At 52.2% G+C, this 15478-nt stretch carries 15 protein-coding genes; 2 read left to right on the top strand and 13 right to left on the bottom strand.

Going from position 1 to position 15478, the window contains the following annotated elements; genetic code table 11:
- Positions 1-82: 82 nt before the first annotated feature.
- The 7 genes from BMX45_RS06730 to BMX45_RS06705 all read right to left on the bottom strand — a co-directional run bounded on the left by BMX45_RS06730 (position 83) and on the right by BMX45_RS06705 (position 8250).
- Positions 83-937 carry a VOC family protein gene (locus BMX45_RS06730; protein WP_090909041.1) on the bottom strand — a complete coding sequence of 285 codons (855 nt, stop codon included), beginning with the start codon at positions 935-937 and terminating at the stop codon, positions 83-85.
- 228 nt (positions 938-1165) lie between these two features.
- A complete protein-coding gene (locus tag BMX45_RS06725) occupies positions 1166-1609 on the bottom strand; it encodes an Rrf2 family transcriptional regulator (RefSeq protein WP_090909040.1) in 444 nt (147 codons plus the stop codon).
- Positions 1610-1834: 225 nt separating this feature from the next.
- The gene (locus BMX45_RS31245; RefSeq protein WP_009589346.1) at positions 1835-1999 is read right to left on the bottom strand and encodes a hypothetical protein; all 165 of its coding nucleotides are present in this window, start codon (positions 1997-1999) and stop codon (positions 1835-1837) included.
- Between the two features lie 111 nt (positions 2000-2110).
- Complete coding sequence (locus BMX45_RS06720; protein WP_090909039.1) at positions 2111-3034, bottom strand: AEC family transporter; 924 nt, start codon at positions 3032-3034, stop codon at positions 2111-2113.
- A 110-nt stretch (positions 3035-3144) separates the two neighbouring features.
- Positions 3145-6351 (bottom strand): hybrid sensor histidine kinase/response regulator, encoded by a 3207-nt coding sequence (locus BMX45_RS06715; RefSeq protein WP_254777991.1) that lies wholly within the window; start codon positions 6349-6351, stop codon positions 3145-3147.
- Positions 6352-6428: 77 nt separating this feature from the next.
- Entirely contained in the window at positions 6429-6920 is a 492-nt protein-coding gene (locus BMX45_RS06710) for a hypothetical protein (RefSeq protein ID WP_090909038.1), read from the bottom strand.
- A gap of 172 nt (positions 6921-7092) precedes the next feature.
- Entirely contained in the window at positions 7093-8250 is a 1158-nt protein-coding gene (locus tag BMX45_RS06705) for a response regulator (RefSeq protein WP_090909037.1), read from the bottom strand.
- Positions 8251-8436: 186 nt separating this feature from the next.
- On the opposite strand from BMX45_RS06705, the gene BMX45_RS06700 reads away from it, so the two are divergent.
- Complete coding sequence (locus BMX45_RS06700; protein WP_090909036.1) at positions 8437-8781, top strand: hypothetical protein; 345 nt, start codon at positions 8437-8439, stop codon at positions 8779-8781.
- A gap of 62 nt (positions 8782-8843) precedes the next feature.
- Here the strand turns inward: BMX45_RS06700 and BMX45_RS06695 are convergent, their stop codons facing one another.
- The gene (locus tag BMX45_RS06695; protein WP_090909035.1) at positions 8844-9320 is read right to left on the bottom strand and encodes a GNAT family N-acetyltransferase; all 477 of its coding nucleotides are present in this window, start codon (positions 9318-9320) and stop codon (positions 8844-8846) included.
- A gap of 129 nt (positions 9321-9449) precedes the next feature.
- Positions 9450-9971, bottom strand: a complete 522-nt coding sequence (locus BMX45_RS06690; RefSeq protein WP_090909034.1) for a GNAT family N-acetyltransferase — start codon at positions 9969-9971, stop codon at positions 9450-9452.
- Positions 9972-10155: 184 nt separating this feature from the next.
- Between BMX45_RS06690 and BMX45_RS06685 the strand changes: the two genes are divergently transcribed.
- The gene (locus tag BMX45_RS06685; protein WP_090909033.1) at positions 10156-11244 is read left to right on the top strand and encodes a M24 family metallopeptidase; all 1089 of its coding nucleotides are present in this window, start codon (positions 10156-10158) and stop codon (positions 11242-11244) included.
- A 134-nt stretch (positions 11245-11378) separates the two neighbouring features.
- On the opposite strand, the gene BMX45_RS06680 is transcribed toward BMX45_RS06685, so the two are convergent.
- The 4 genes from BMX45_RS06680 to cobT all read right to left on the bottom strand — a co-directional run bounded on the left by BMX45_RS06680 (position 11379) and on the right by cobT (position 15449).
- Entirely contained in the window at positions 11379-12773 is a 1395-nt protein-coding gene (locus BMX45_RS06680; RefSeq protein WP_015737178.1) for an L-cystine transporter, read from the bottom strand.
- A gap of 212 nt (positions 12774-12985) precedes the next feature.
- Positions 12986-13807 carry an adenosylcobinamide-GDP ribazoletransferase gene (cobS, locus tag BMX45_RS06675; protein WP_015737179.1) on the bottom strand — a complete coding sequence of 274 codons (822 nt, stop codon included), beginning with the start codon at positions 13805-13807 and terminating at the stop codon, positions 12986-12988.
- Entirely contained in the window at positions 13804-14382 is a 579-nt protein-coding gene (gene cobU / locus BMX45_RS06670; RefSeq protein ID WP_090909032.1) for a bifunctional adenosylcobinamide kinase/adenosylcobinamide-phosphate guanylyltransferase, read from the bottom strand. Before cobU ends, cobS begins: the two co-directional genes overlap by 4 nt.
- Positions 14379-15449, bottom strand: coding sequence for a nicotinate-nucleotide--dimethylbenzimidazole phosphoribosyltransferase (gene cobT, locus BMX45_RS06665; RefSeq protein WP_090909031.1), 1071 nt, complete (start codon positions 15447-15449; stop codon positions 14379-14381). Before cobT ends, cobU begins: the two co-directional genes overlap by 4 nt.
- Positions 15450-15478 lie beyond the last annotated feature (29 nt).

Raw genomic sequence — 15478 nt, 5'->3', positions numbered from 1 at the left:
AGCCTGATCATCCTAACGGTGATGTTTCATTAAAAAAAGCCTGCCGCTAATATAGCGGACAGGCTTCTTCGTTCGTATGATATTATGCAACAACCAACCGGATCCAGATGTCCGAAGGATCTTGAACGGCCCAAACACCGTCCCGCTGTTCCAGGTGCAGCCCCGCTTCGCGAATACGGCCGGTTACCGCCTCAAGCGCCTCATGGCTCGGAAGCTCGATCGTATAATTCTCCATTCCCGCAGCGTTCGGAGGCGTATTCGGTACCCCGAGTCCCGCCCAAACATTGAGTCCGATATGGTGATGGTATCCTCCTGCAGATATAAACAACGCAGCTCCCCCATAATGGGCGGTCAGCTCAAAACCCAGCACATCGCAATAAAATGCGCGGGCATCCTGCAGGTTGGACACATGGAAATGCACGTGCCCGATGACGGTCCCTTCCGGAAGTCCAAGCCATTCCTTCTCTTTGGAGAGAGCCAGCAGTCCTTCAACATCGACCGGGTCGGTGGCCATCACATATTCCCCTTTGGCATCGCGCTTCCAGGTATCCCGTGGCCGGTCGGCATAAATCTCGATGCCGTTTCCGTCCGGATCATTGATGTACAGCGCTTCGCTGACCAGATGATCGCCTTGGCCGACCGGCATGTTATGGGCGATCAGATTGGCAAGCGCGAGCCCGAGCGATTCCCGATCCGGTACCAGGATCGCAAAGTGGTACAGCCCCGCCGTCCGGGTCTGCGGTCTTATCAGGTCCGAAACCTCCTCAATGATCAGCAGCGGCTGCTTGCCGTCCGCCGTCAATTCAGCCACCCGGCCATGCTGGCGCAGCATTTTTAATCCAACGACTTCCGTGTAAAAGCGTACCGATTGTGCCAGATTGCGAATCCGAAGAGAGACGGGTCCGAGCTTTGTGGATGGATGTATAATGGCTGTCATATTCTCACTCCTTGAATTGTTGTTGATTTTTTCAAAAAATATATTCAGGTCTGCGACAGGCTTAACTTGTAATCAAAACAGTTACATCTTACTTGTAATCATTATAGTTACAGGACCATCCTGTTGTCAAACCCAGTAATTAACATATGAACAAAGGCACACACCAACCAGGCCCAAAAGAAAACGCCCATCCTGCAAGGATTGAGCGTATCATGGATCATATATCATCTATTCACTGGATATTCCGTTAGCAGATGCATGGATTTTCCGGACGATTTGCTCCAAATTCACCTCATGCAGCGTATCTTCCATGGCCTTCTGGGCGGCCGAGAACACCGGAACGATCGCCGTTTGAATATGTTTGCCAACAGGACATTTCGTGTCCGAATTCTCGTGAATGCCAAACAGGGAACCCTCCTGCACGACATGAACGGCATGATAAATATCCAGCAACGTAATCCCGGACGGAGGCTTAGCCAGCTTCGCTCCCGCTACGCCGGGTTTTACCTCGACCAGGCCCGCTTTGCTGAGCATGCCGACAATCCGCCGGATGACCACCGGATTCGTGTTCACACTCTCCGCAATATAATCTGAAGTGCTGACGCCAGCCTTATTCATCTCCAGCACGGAAAGAATATGAATGGCCACTGCAAATCGGCTGCTTATGTTCATGCGATCCCTCCTGACGGTCCAAATCTTCAGATGACTAGCATGTAACCATCATAGTTACATTAGACTCCAAAGTCAACGCTCCCGCCGTGTCCATGGAATAATAGGAAAAACTTGCCCATCCATCCATTATGCACATTGCGATCCTGCCCTAGCTTCATGAAAAAAGCCTCCATCCCGCTTGTGGCTAAGGAGAGGCTTATTCTCACGACGTAACCCGGCCTGAACTTAGAACATCGGGAATACGTATTTGATCAGGAAGTACAAGAAACCAAAAAAGATGATCAGATAAGCAACATACTTGATCAACGTAGAAGCTACCCTGCTGGAGTCGTTACGCTCCTCGATATTGCGGGTCTCGATCTCCACGTCTCGGTCACGCGGTCTGCTCATAGTTTCCACCTCCATCCGATTCGGATTCGCAGATGATGGTTATCTCTTGACGCTTACTACTCTTTACACGCTAGTCCAAGAGTTGAACCAATCTTCCGGAGGCGAGAAATCTTAAAGAAAGCCAATCATGGCAGGCAGAACGATAAAAGAAGCCAGCGTGGTCCACAGAATACACCTGGATACAAGCTTGGGCGCGGCATCGTACTCTTCGGCAAGGATGACCGCATTCACGGCTGCAGGCATCGCCGACAGAATCAGAATGACTGCAAACAAGGTTCCCTCAATGGATAACATCGCGAGCAATCCCCAAGCCACCAACGGGCCCACCAGCATTCGCATCGCCATGCCCGACCAGAATCCGCGCTTTGAGACGGCGAGCGACGCTCCACCCTCCCGAACCCCAACCATCTGGGCTCCCAGTATGACAAGAGCCAGCGGGGCATAGGCGGCGGACAGCATGGAAACACCGGTATTCAACCCTTCGGGGAGTTGGAAATCCGTCAACCGGAAGAGTACGGCAAACGCTGCTGCATAAACCGAAGGAAGTGTAAATACGGTCTTGATCGCTTTTACGGCCGAAAAATGAGACCGCGCTGCCAAATACACGCCTAATGTATTCATGATGATGATCTGCACGATGACATACACGGAAGCCTTATCCAGCCCTGCCTGCCCGAATGCAAGCAGCACGAGGGGAAGCCCGTAATTCACGCTGTTGGTAAAAATGGTGGTCAAAGCGAGGCCCGATTTCTCCGTCTGGGACAAACCCAGCATTTTACCTGCGAAGGCGCTGAGCAGCCAGAGGACGATCACGTTCAACAGGCAAAAGGCAACCGTCACCGTCACCTCGTTCGAGGTGATCGAAGCCTTTTCCAGCGTCTCGAAGATCAGTGCCGGGCTCAGCACATATAAAGACAGGGCCGAGAGCCCCTTGGTTTCAATTCCTTTAAATCGCTTAAGCAGCGCTCCGCCGATGACGGGCAGCGATATCGGAAGGAATACGCTGTAAATCGTAGCCAAAAAAGAAGAGATCATGAAGTCCACCCTTATACGAAGTAAAATATCATCATCTCTACATCCTAACCTAAACCTGCGGCATTCGTCCAAGATTCAAAGACTATAGGTTTAATAGGCTCAGGCTTTGATTATGCCATCTTCTTGATGACAAATGACACCGTGGTTCCTCTGTCCCTTGAGCTGTCGATCATGAGCCCCTGCCCATAAATCTGCTTCAAACGGCGGTCCGTGTTCATAAGCCCGACTCCCTTGGTGGCGCGATGTCCGCTTCCCAGCATCCTTCGGAGCTTCTCGGGATCCATCCCCGCGCCGTCATCCGCGATGATCACCTTTGCTGATTCAGCCTCTCGTACGATGCGGATGGTTACGGTCCCTCCCTGGGTCCGTGCCAATACCCCGTGAACGACCGCATTCTCCACGATCGTCTGCATCGTCAAGGGAGGAAGCTTCCATTGCTGCACGGCAACCTCGTCGGAGATATGCCAACGGACACGCAGCCGTTCCCCGAACCGCTCCCCCTCGATATACAGGTAAGAGCGAACCAAGCCAAGCTCCTGCTCCAACGGTATGAAACGATCCAGGTTGCTGATATCATAGCTGGCTCTCAGATAGTGGCTGAATTCTGCGATGAGCGCAATCATTCGGGAAGGATCCACCTCGCTAAGCGAAGCGATCGAATTTAAGGTGTTGTGCAGGAAATGCGGCTGGATTTGGGCCTGGAGCCAAGCCGCTTCCATATGCAGCCTCTCCTTAATGGACCGCTTCAACTCCAGCAAGGCGCGTACCCTCGTTTTTAATTCCAGGTGATCCACCGGTTTTATCAAGTAATCGTTGGCTCCGGAGATGAAGCCCATATGAATGTCCTCCGGCCGGTTTCTGGCGGTCAGCAGCAGGATGGGAAGCTCCGATAGCATATACCTCTGCCGAATCGTCCTGGACAGTTCATACCCCGACATCTGGGGCATCATCACGTCCGAGATGATAAGATCCCATTCTCCCTGCTCCAACAGCTGAAGAGCTTCCTCGGCGCGGGTAACGGTCACGACCCGATACCCCTCGTCTGCAAGCAAATGATGGATGACCTTGAGGTTAACCGGATCGTCGTCAACGATAAGCAGCCTGCCGTCGCTTGGACGGGCAAGCCCCAGAGCCTCCGATTCGGCGTCATCCTGTTCGTGCATATCTGACATATTCGATTGCGTCTCCTTCTCTTTCTCTGGATTTGAAGCCGGGGAGTCCGCGATAAACTCCTGCTTATCCGCGTTCTCCTGCTTCATCATATCGTCCACTTTCAGCGTGAACGTGAAGTTGCTTCCCTGCCCTGGAGCGGATGTTACGGAAATATCCCCTCCATGCAGCTCAACCAGCTGCTTGCTGATGCCCAGTCCAAGCCCCAAACCGCCTCCCGAAGCGGCAAAACGGGAATCTCCCTGCTCGTAGGGAAGGAATATTCGGCTTAAAGTCTTTTCGTCCATACCGATCCCCGTGTCGCGAACGTGGACGTAAGCCTTTCCTTGCATGACTTCGGCAGCCACCGTGATACGTCCGGCCTCCGTATATTTGATGGCGTTGTGAACCAGATTGAACATGATTTGTACCAAGCGGCTTTCATCCGCCCATACCTTGGGGCCCTTCTCCGCGATCTCGCATACGAGCTCGATTCGCTTGCCTTCCGCCATCGGACGGAGCATGTCCAGCACGCCTTGAGCAGCCGAACCGAGGTGGACGCTCTGCACATTCAACCGAACGCGCTTGTCCTTCAATAATGAAACATCCAACAAGTCGTCCAGGAGCAGTGACATCCGTCTGCCGATGCCGGTGATCAGCTCCAGCTGATTGCGACCCTCTTGCTCCAATACGCTACCTTTGCGTTCCAGCAGCGTTTGCGCCATGTTGATGATGCCGTGCAGCGGATTTCTCAGCTCGTGGGACGTATTTGCCAGAAACTCATCCTTCATCTTGTCCGCTCGCTGCAGCTGCTCGGCCTGTTCCCTAAGCATGACGCTGTTTCTGGTAAACCGGATAAACCAGAAGGAAGCAAACCCGAGAAACGCAACGATCAGGTCGATCGGGTAAAAAGGCAGTTCCTTGAAATACCGGAATCTTAAAATTCCGCTTATCATAATGTTGCAGGAAACCGCAACCGCCGACAGCAAGATGATGATCGCAGCTTCCGTCCGCTCGCTGACCGCCTTCCTGGCCAGCGAAGGCACGAACAGCACGGCGCTTAACAATACCACCGTCAAATATTTAGAGAGATGGACCATCAGATGAAACGGAAGCAGCAAATAGACTGCGGCATACGAAACCACAAACATCGTGTAAGCCCGGTAAAAGCCCTCCTTGATCCTCGGCTTTAGCAAATGCTTGGTGCACAGAATCAAGCATAAAGATATCGCGACGTAAGCAATAACCTTAAGCTTCACCGCCCATTCGAAAGGAATGCCGGGCAGCCACACCAACAGTAGCTTATCATCGTCGCTCAGCGTAGCCAGCAGCGTAAACAGAATAAGCCCGGCAAAATAAATAAGCCCTCTGCTTCGATAGCCGATCAAGTACAAAATAAAAACATATATGACATGGAGCAATAGCACGATGCACACCAGCAGCTGCATGTTCTCGGAGAAGGCTTTTCCTCTCATCACCGCTTCCGCCGTTCCGAATTGGATCGGCAGCCGGATCCCGCCTGAATCGGCATACTGATAGTTGCTCACTTCCACGATGATATCCAGCTCATCACCGCCAGTAGGGGGGATGAGTTCCATATGGGGGACGATTCTGGCCACATGGGTCTCTGGCAGATCGGACGGACGTCCTGATTCGTGCAATAATTCCCCGTTTACATACAAACGATAGGCCGTACGGATATCGCTGATCCAGATGCCGTAAGTTTTGTTCCGATCCGGTACGAGCAGCTTGAGGCGGTAGGTCCCGTAACCGATTTGGTTTCCATTCTCGTTCACGCCCTCCCATGGCCCCGGAACCTGTATCCAGCGCGGGTCGGCTCCCGCAGGCTCTCCTTGGGACGTTCCATCACGGCCCTTCCATTGATTCGGATAAAAGGCCCACTCCCCGTTCAGGGCGACCCTGCTCCGGTCGTCCGCCGGCCAAGCCCGAAGATCCAGCACTCCTTGCCGTAATGGAAGTTCCTCGGGTACCGTAATGGTGTTGAACCAGACCAAGCGAACGGAAAGTAAAATCACGATAAAGAGAAAAGTGATCCCCAGCAACCTTCTGCCGGAGACGGGCTTCGATTGGATATTGGAATAGATCGACAATATTAACAGTCCTTTATATAACGTTGTAAGAATCAATAACACTACATAACTGTCCATTATTTTACATCGTTACGATGCAATTGTCTGTTCCTATTCCCTAAAGTTCACATGAATCTACGCGTTCGCCAGGCCGCCTAAACAATCGAAAGCGTTTTGCCCGCACGCTGAAGAGGCTGGTGCGGACATAATTCGTCAGCGGATACATGCTTCACCGTATAGTAGGAGTAGAATCTTTTTCTCCCGGAAGCTTCATAAATCCACGAAAAAAAGTCGAATATCGAATCATCCACCCATCTTCCGTTATATTCGATTAACGACCGCAAATATGGAATCTGAAGCTTCACGCCCCCATTCCACATGAAGATAAACGTGTTAAACTCGGCATTTTTTTGCAGCAAAAAATGAACGGTACGCTCACCCAGCAAAAACTTCTCCTGATCACACAGAAATACCGGTCCCTCGTCCGTTGCAACGATGCCAATCCGCTTGCCGTTGAAGTAAACATAGAAGCCTCGGCAATGCTGGACATCCTTGGTTGCATCCAGCTCGATCTCCCGAAACGTGCCAAGCTCCAGCCCCATGGCTTTATGCAGCGAAGATTCCTTAAATTTCCGAATGAATTTCATAACCGAATATTGTACCTCCCGATTCTTATGGTTCACACTCTACAGTATAAGAGGCGGTCCTCTACAATTTCTGAACAGGAACCAAAAAAAACAGCCATTCGGTTGACATACAAAAAATCACCGGTCATAGCGACCGGTGATTCCCTATCTTATGATGGCTTGGCTAGGTCATTTATTGCATATGGGTGATTTGGATTCCATCGCTCCACTCGTCATACCATTTCTTGATGTAAGGGCTGGGCTCCTCACCCATCTCATCCTCCAGCACTTGACGCAGCAGGCTGAATTGACGGTGCACATGGGCCGGGTTCCCCTGCAAGCCGTATATTTTCATCAATGAAAAATAGGCCTTCTCTTCCAAGGGATGCAGCCGCTGGATCGAGGCGAAGCACAGTACGGCCTCTTCGAAGCGTTCCTGATCCACATACCATTCCGCCATGGATGACGATACGCTGAGCCACAGCTCCTTCAGTCTTTGACGCTCGCCTTCCGCCCACCAATAATCATATTCCTGCAGGTAATCGCCCGTATACAGCTTCATCATTTCAAGATGGCCATCTATCGAATCGGCCGACACCGAGGGGTTCGCCATGAACCAGTTCTCCCACTCCTCGATGTCCAGCTGCACGTCTTCCACATTCAGCACGTAGCCTTCCGTCGTGTTGGTGATTTGAAATCGGGTACCATAGGGCTCCAGTGTTTTCCGGATATGATAAATGGCGGTATACAGCTGGGGATAGGCCTTATCCATGTCAAACTCCGGCCATAGCATATCGATCAGTGCCGACTTGCGCACCAGTTGCCCCCGATGCTGCAGCAAGTAAATGAATATTTCTTGGGCCCGGGTTGTCCGCCAATGAAGCATGGCGAATTGCCCCTGCTCGTTCGGCTGTTCGATCATAACCTGGCGGAACATCGTCATCCGAATTTTACGATTGGGGTTCAGGGCCTCTTCCGGTCTGGACGCAATCCGACTTCGCAACCGCTCCATCGTTTTGGCTACTCGATCGATCTGGACCGGTTTGACGATATAATCGACGGCATTCAATTCAAATGCGGTAACTGCATATTCGTGATATCCCGTCACAAATACAACGCAGAGATGGGGCTTCTGCTCCAGCAGCTGCTCCGCCAGCTCGATCCCGTTCAATTCCGGCAAGCTGATATCCAAAAATACGATATCCACGTCCCTTGCAAGAATTTCCTTTCGCCCCTCAAAAGGATTCGTATACGTACCGATTACATCTATAGGCATGGTATCCAGTTTTAACAGCTGACGTTCTAAATACTTCAAGGCCAACGGTTCGTCATCTACGAGAATTACCTTCATTCATATAACTCCTTGGATTGGAAAAATACGGTCCTATGTAAACTATATTGATTCCTGCGCATGGTTGCAACAATCGAAAGCATGTTTATGACAATATTCTCTTATTTTTTCACTTGAAAAACTCATAATTCCAAGTATAATACTTGGTATAAACAGGTTTATACGTTTGCTAAGGGGGCATTCAACATGGAACATGGCGATAAAGAACCGACATCTCTGTCCCTTGATGATTATCTGGATCTTCTCAATTTGGCGATTCGCTTGAAAGATCGGAAGTGGCAAGCAGACATCATTCGTACGCTTCACCACATGCAGGAATCGCTGGGCGAGGAACAAGCGAAGTCGGAGGAATGCACGGAACAGGAGCTGTGGCAATGCGTGGATCAAATCAATGAACGGATGTCTGCCCTGTATCATGAATTGAAAGCAACAGACGATAAAGATATGCAGCGGAAGCTGCTGGACCAAATGTGGGAGCTGAAAATTGCCCGGGTTGAGGTTTTTCGAAAAATACGCTCGATTTATCAATAAAGAACAAAGACGATAACTCCTTAGGGGTATCGTCTTTGTTTGTTATGGATGGATGCCTTGGGTCAGGATAAACCCAAATGATAATGCACAAATTCATCGTCCCGCTTATATCCTGCGGATTCATACAGGCGTTGAGCCGCCGTGTTGTGAAGCTGCGTCGAGAGGGTCAAGCCTTTGGCCTTGGTCTGAACGGCGTGCGCACGGGCTTGATGAAGCAGTTCCCTTCCAATGCCAAGCCCGCGATATTCGGAATCCACGTACAGATCATTCAGAATCCATAACCTGGACATGGATAGCGACGAGAAGGATGGATATAACTGTAGAAAGCCTGGCGTGACCAGGGTTTCACAGCGGGTGCAGTCCGCTAAATATATGACGGAATCGCCATGGGTCAGCCTTTCCCTGATATATTGCCGGGCCCCGTCCAGATCATCTTCCCGTTCATAAAATTGTCGATACTGATTCAACATCGAGGCCGCTTTGTCCAGATCCTTCAGCTCTGCTTGATATATGCGAATCTCTGCCTTCACATCCTTCACACCCTTTTCGTCCCTTGTTTTCCCCAAGTGTACTGGATATTGGTTAGGGTTTGGAATGCAGAATACCGTGAAGGGTTTGCACGTATCTTCATCTTCGCGCTGCGATGACTCTTCTTATGGACCTGAAATTTATCCTTCACGTATCGATACTTCAATCGCACGTCCTACAATAACCAGATCCCGCTTGACTCCGTCAAGCTCCGCAACCGCTGGGAGAAGCCCCCACTGGTCGAAGCCGAACTTCTTCAACAGCTTGAGGCTTGGTTCATTATGACCGAATACGAATCCGACGAGGTTGCTGACGCGTAGACGCGGGCACTCCTCGATGGCCTTCTGGATCAATAGGCTGCCGGCACCAACGCCGCGATATTTCTCGTTAACGTAGATACTGATTTCAGCTGTCCCGTTATAGGCGGGACGGCCATAGAAGGATTGAAAGCTCATCCACGCAACCAGCCCGTCATCCGATCGCATGACCCAAAGAGGGCGAAAATCGTTGCTGTGCTCTTCAAACCAGCGTATGCGGCTCTCCACCGTGACCGGCTCCAGATCTGCCGTTACTTTTCTGCTTGAAATCGTTGAATTGTAAATGTCCACAATGGCCGGCAAATCCTCTTTGACGGCATAATCGATACGGTATGGATGCGTCACGATGTTCTACCTCCGAATAGATGTCTTTATTACGAGATCTATTGTACAAGAGGTAACGGAAAAACGCTTCTATTTTCTCAAGCGCGATTCATTCACGAGGAAAACTTTACTTACGCGATGGAACGCGATACCCTTACATTAACGGCATGATGAACGTCTTTGAGTAAAGAAAGGAATGAACAGGATGAACGAACGATTGCAAAGTTTGCTGTTATCCATGAAGGATCAGGGCTGGGATCATGTCCTGGTGACAGACCCCAAGCATGTTTATTATTTGACCGGCTTTGCGAGCGATCCCCATGAGCGCTTTCTCGGCCTGCTCCTCTCCTCCGCTAATGATCCGGTGCTTATCGTGCCGGCATTGGATGCGAATGCGGCCGAGGCCGCTTCAACCGTGAAGAACATTGTCACTCATCAGGATACCGATAACCCTTACCTTTTGCTTAAGGAACAGATTCAAGGCACCGCCGGAACGCTGGCGCTGGAGAAGGATCAGCTGACCGTCTCCCGCTATGAACAGCTGCGGCAGCATGTGAACGCGGACCGCATCGAAGATGTCGGCCTTGCGCTGCGGGATCTTCGGATTCGAAAGTCTGCCGAGGAAGTGAAGATCATCAAAAATGCGGTTAGGCTGGTCGAAGATGTTCTGACGCAAGGCCTGGCCCGGGTAAAAATCGGCGTCAGCGAGCTGGAGCTTGTCGCGGAACTGGAATACTTGATGAAAAAGCTTGGCGCGGACGCGCCCTCCTTCGCCACGATGGTATTATCCGGCCCCAACACCGCCCTGCCTCATGGCGTTCCGGGTGCGCGCCAAATCGAAGCCGGGGATCTGCTCATGTTCGATTTGGGAGTATACGCCGGCGGTTATGCGTCGGATATTACCCGTACCTTTGCGGTAGGCGATCTGAAGCCGGAAGCCGTTAACATCTATGAGACGGTTCTTGCTGCGAATCTGGCCGGGATTCAGGCCGTCAAACCCGGCGTGACCTATGGCTCGATCGACCAAGCGGCACGCAAAGTGATTGACGACGCAGGTTACGGCCATGCCTTCGTACATCGCCTAGGTCACGGGCTTGGCATGGATGTCCACGAATATCCGTCCGTTCACGGGTTGAATCAGGACATATTGCAGCCTGGGGCGGTCTTCACCATCGAGCCCGGCATTTACCTGCAAGGCGTCGGCGGCGTGCGAATCGAGGACGATGTCATCGTGACCGGCGATGGCGTCGAGGTGCTGACCTCCTTCCCGAAAGAACTGACCGTCATCGGATAAAACTATGCTCAGCATGAAAAAAAAGCCCGAATCACCGTTTCGCTTACGGTATTCGGGCTTTTCTCTATTCACGCAGAAGAGCCATCTTGAAGGCAGAAACACTGCCTACAAGATGGCTCCCCTGAATGCGTTCATTATGCCTGAACCATATCCAGTTCAATGTTGTCGTCGTTATACACGTCTTTATCCACTTCATTCATGACTTTCCCGGTTATCACGCCGGCCGTCATGGAGTCATTCACGTTCAGTGCCGTCCGTCCCATATCGATCAGCGGCTCAACGGAAATCAACAGGCCTGCCAAGGCAACCGGCAGGTTCATCGTGGAGAGCACGATGAGCGATGCGAAGGTAGCTCCGCCTCCGACACCCGCCACGCCGAAGGAACTAATCATAACGACCACGATCAAGGTCAGGATGAACGACCACGACGTCGGATCCACGCCGGCTGTCGGGGCAATCATGACGGCCAGCATGGCAGGATAAATGCCCGCGCAGCCGTTCTGCCCGATCGTGGCGCCAAACGATGCCGAAAGGTTCGCGATGCCTTCCGAGACGCCCAGCTTTTTGTTCTGGGTCTGCACGTTAAGCGGGATCGTAGCCGCGCTGGAACGCGACGTAAAGGCAAAGGTCAGCGTCGGGAACACCTTCTTGACGTACTTGAACGGATTGAACCCGAATATCGCCAGCAGCACCAGATGGATAATGAACATGGCAATCAAGGCCACGTACGAAGCCAGAACGAAATCGATCAGATTCATGATCACCGCAAGATCGGTCGTGGCGATCGTTTTAGCCATCAGCGCCAGAATCCCGTAAGGCGTCAAACGAAGCACCAGCGTCACGATACGCATGACCACGCCGTATACGGCGGAGATCATGTTGCGGAAGGTCTCCGCCTGCTCCTTATTTTTACGGTCCAACCCGAGCACGGCGATCCCGATGAATGCCGAGAATATGACGACCGCAATCGTCGAAGTTCTTCGTGCTCCCGTCATGTCGGCAAACGGATTGCTCGGAATGAAATCCAGAATCTGCTGCGGCAGCGTACGGCCCTCGACATCCCCGAGCCGTTCCTGCAGCAGTGCGCCCTGCTGCTCCTCGGCAGCGCCGCCCTGAATATTGACGGCGGACAAATCGAACGCCAGCGCGGTCGTAATTCCGACAGCGGCGGCTACCGCCGTCGTCAGAAGCAGCACCGTAATGATCAGTCCGCTCATTTTGCCCAGGTTCTTTCCGCCCTTCAGCTTCATGATGGCCGATATGATCGACACCATGATCAGCGGAATGACCATCATCTGCAGCAGTCTGACATAACCGTAGCCAACCAGATTAAACCAATCGGTGGATTTCACCACCACATCGGAGGTCGAAGTGTAGATGAGCTGCAGTGCCACTCCGAACAACACACCCAGTCCAAGTCCGGCAAACACGCGTTTGGTAAACGAGTAATGCTTTCTCTGCATCCAGTACAAAATACCGACCAGCAGAATCAGAACAAGGACATTGATGATAACCCAAAGCGTTTCCATCCTAATGATTCCTCCCATTCTATAAATAAGGATATACTGCGTCATCCTCATGTCATAAGTGCGCTAGTATGTATTCATATCCATTTCATAGCCCACTCTAAACATATCATTACCCGTTTGAGAAAATTCCTGTCAAAAACGTTATTTTTCTGTTGACGCGAATTATGACGACTATGTTGATCGGAATACCACCACATTGCTCTACTATCATATCATGTAAACTTCAAAAGGAGAACTACCAAAATTAACACAATCGTTTCGATCCATTCATTCAACGCCCCATAGGTATCTCCCGTCAGTCCCCCGAGTCTTCGGCTCATCCGTTCGGCCGTCAAACTTCCAACGGCCCAGGCTGCCAACGGGATGACGAGGATTCCTCCGATTCCAATCGCCGCAAGATCCAGTGTGCTTGTCGTGCACCAGAGAAGGCCTATGACGACCAGCGTTAACAGGATCGCGACTATGCCTGCCAGCGACCTCCTTCTAACGGACAGTCCGTGAAACAAAGCTGCCAGCCCCTCGCTTCCCCGTGCCATCGGCCATCGATACATGGCGTGGACCATAAACCAGCGGCTCCAGACCGGAGCGAGCACCAGCAGCCACGCTTCTTGCTTCCATACCCCCTCAGACAAATCCCAAACGGACATAATTAAGGAAGCTTTCAGAAGGAGCAGCAGCATGCAGGCCATGACCCCCATCGCGCCTACCCGGCTATCCTTCATAATTTCAAGCATTCGTTCGCGCGACCGATGGCTCAGCAGCGCATCCGCGCTGTCCATCCACCCATCGAGATGAAGCCCTCCGGTTAGCGCTACCCATGCAGCCAGCAGGATGACGGCAGCAGGAAAGGAAGGCAGCACAAAGCTTAAGCCCAGTCCCAATGCGGCAACGATAACACCTATGACTGCCCCTACGAAAGGATAAAAAACGACGCTCCGCTGTTGAACTTCGGGCGTAAAGGGAATTTCCCTCCGCACGGGAAGCCTCGATAAAAATTGAAAAGCGGCCGCAGCCGCTTCGATCATCTTGCTCATATCCGATACTCCCTGCTCTTGATTTCCATTGGAATTCCCGCGGTCACCAGAAATACCTCGTCACAGACCTGGGCCAGCCGTTGATTCATGATCCCTGCCCAGTCGCGATAAATCCGGCCCAGCGGATATTCGGGCACAATCCCTGAACCCACTTCGTTTGTTACCAATATAACCATGCCCGGGTAAACCTGGACCGCTCTTGCCAGCCTGCCGATTTGAAGCCCCAGCCGTTCTTCCATGACGGCCGTGCCTTCAGGTTCGGCCTGCAGCAACACATTCGTAAGCCACAGCGTCAGGCAGTCCACTACCAACGCAGGGGCATCCGAGGCAGACTGACCGAGCGTTTCCAGCAATTCGGGCAGTGCGACAGGCTCCTCCACCGTCTGCCAACCATAGGCTGAATCCTGCCTGCGGTCTTGATGAATCCGGATCCGTTCCCGCATCTCATCGTCATAGGCTTGCGCAGTCGCTATATATGTACCGGAATCGGCGCGCTTCATGCACAGCTTCTCCGCGAACGAGCTCTTCCCGCTCCTCGCCCCGCCCGTAACCAATACGCTTCCATGATGACTCATACAGTTCCTCCGCTGATGCCGGCGCTCTCAAACGTCGCCATCTCGTTCACGATCCTGCACGCCGCCTCGACCAGATGAAGGCACAGCACCCCGCCTGTCCCCTCGCCAAGGCGCATGTCCATTTGCAGCATCGGCTGAAGTCCCAGCTCTTTCAGCAAAAGAACATGCGCCTGTTCATGCGAAACATGGGAAGCAATCATATAAGGAAGGGCATCCGGGCAGATCGATTTGGCAACCAACGCCGCGGCACTGGATATGAATCCGTCAATGATGACAGGACAGCCATGAGCAGCCGCACCCAGAATCAATCCGGCCAATCCGCCGATTTCGAAGCCCCCGACTTTGGAGAGCACGTCGAGCGGGTCATCGGCATGAGGCGCATTGACTTGTATCGCCCGTTCCACAACACGAATCTTATGGTTCAACCGTTCATCCGTCACGCCGGTTCCTCGTCCCACAACCTCGGACGGCTGCTTGCCGGACAGAACCGAGAAAATAGCCGCGCTTGGCGTCGTGTTCCCGATGCCCATCTCTCCGGTTACGAACATCTGCGTGCCTTGTTTAACCAGCTCTGCCGCCACCTCAGCTCCGGTCACTACGGATTGCAGCGCTTCTTCCCTTGTCATTGCGGGTCCTTTGGCCATATTGGCGGTTCCTCTGCCAATGTTCCGGGACAGGAGCCTCTCATGCGTCAGCTCGGTCGCTACGCCGATATCCACGCAATGAATGTCTGCCCCCGCCTGACGGGCCAGCACGTTAACGGCTGCCCCTCCATTCAGGAAGTTCATCACCATTTGGGGCGTCACCTCGGCCGGAAATGCGCTGATTCCTTCATCACACACCCCATGATCGCCGGCCATGACAACCACGGAAGTTTTGGTAAACGAGGGCTTCATTTCCCGCGTGATTCCCGCTAATTGGATCGCAAGCGACTCCAGCTTGCCCAAGCTGCCCGGAGGCTTCGTCAACGTATCCAAATAGGCGGCGGTTTCCGCCTGCGCTTCGGTATCCAGCGGTTTAATGTTAGCGGTGATTCCCTTCAAACGACTTATGAGTGTATCCGTCAATGAAACAACCTCCTTCCTCTTGCTCCTAA

The organism is Paenibacillus sp. cl141a (genome assembly GCF_900109305.1).
GTDB lineage: Bacteria > Bacillota > Bacilli > Paenibacillales > Paenibacillaceae > Paenibacillus_AQ > Paenibacillus_AQ lautus_A.
The sequence above is the reverse complement of the archived record's forward strand: the minus strand, read 5'-3'. Positions and strand labels throughout refer to the sequence as shown.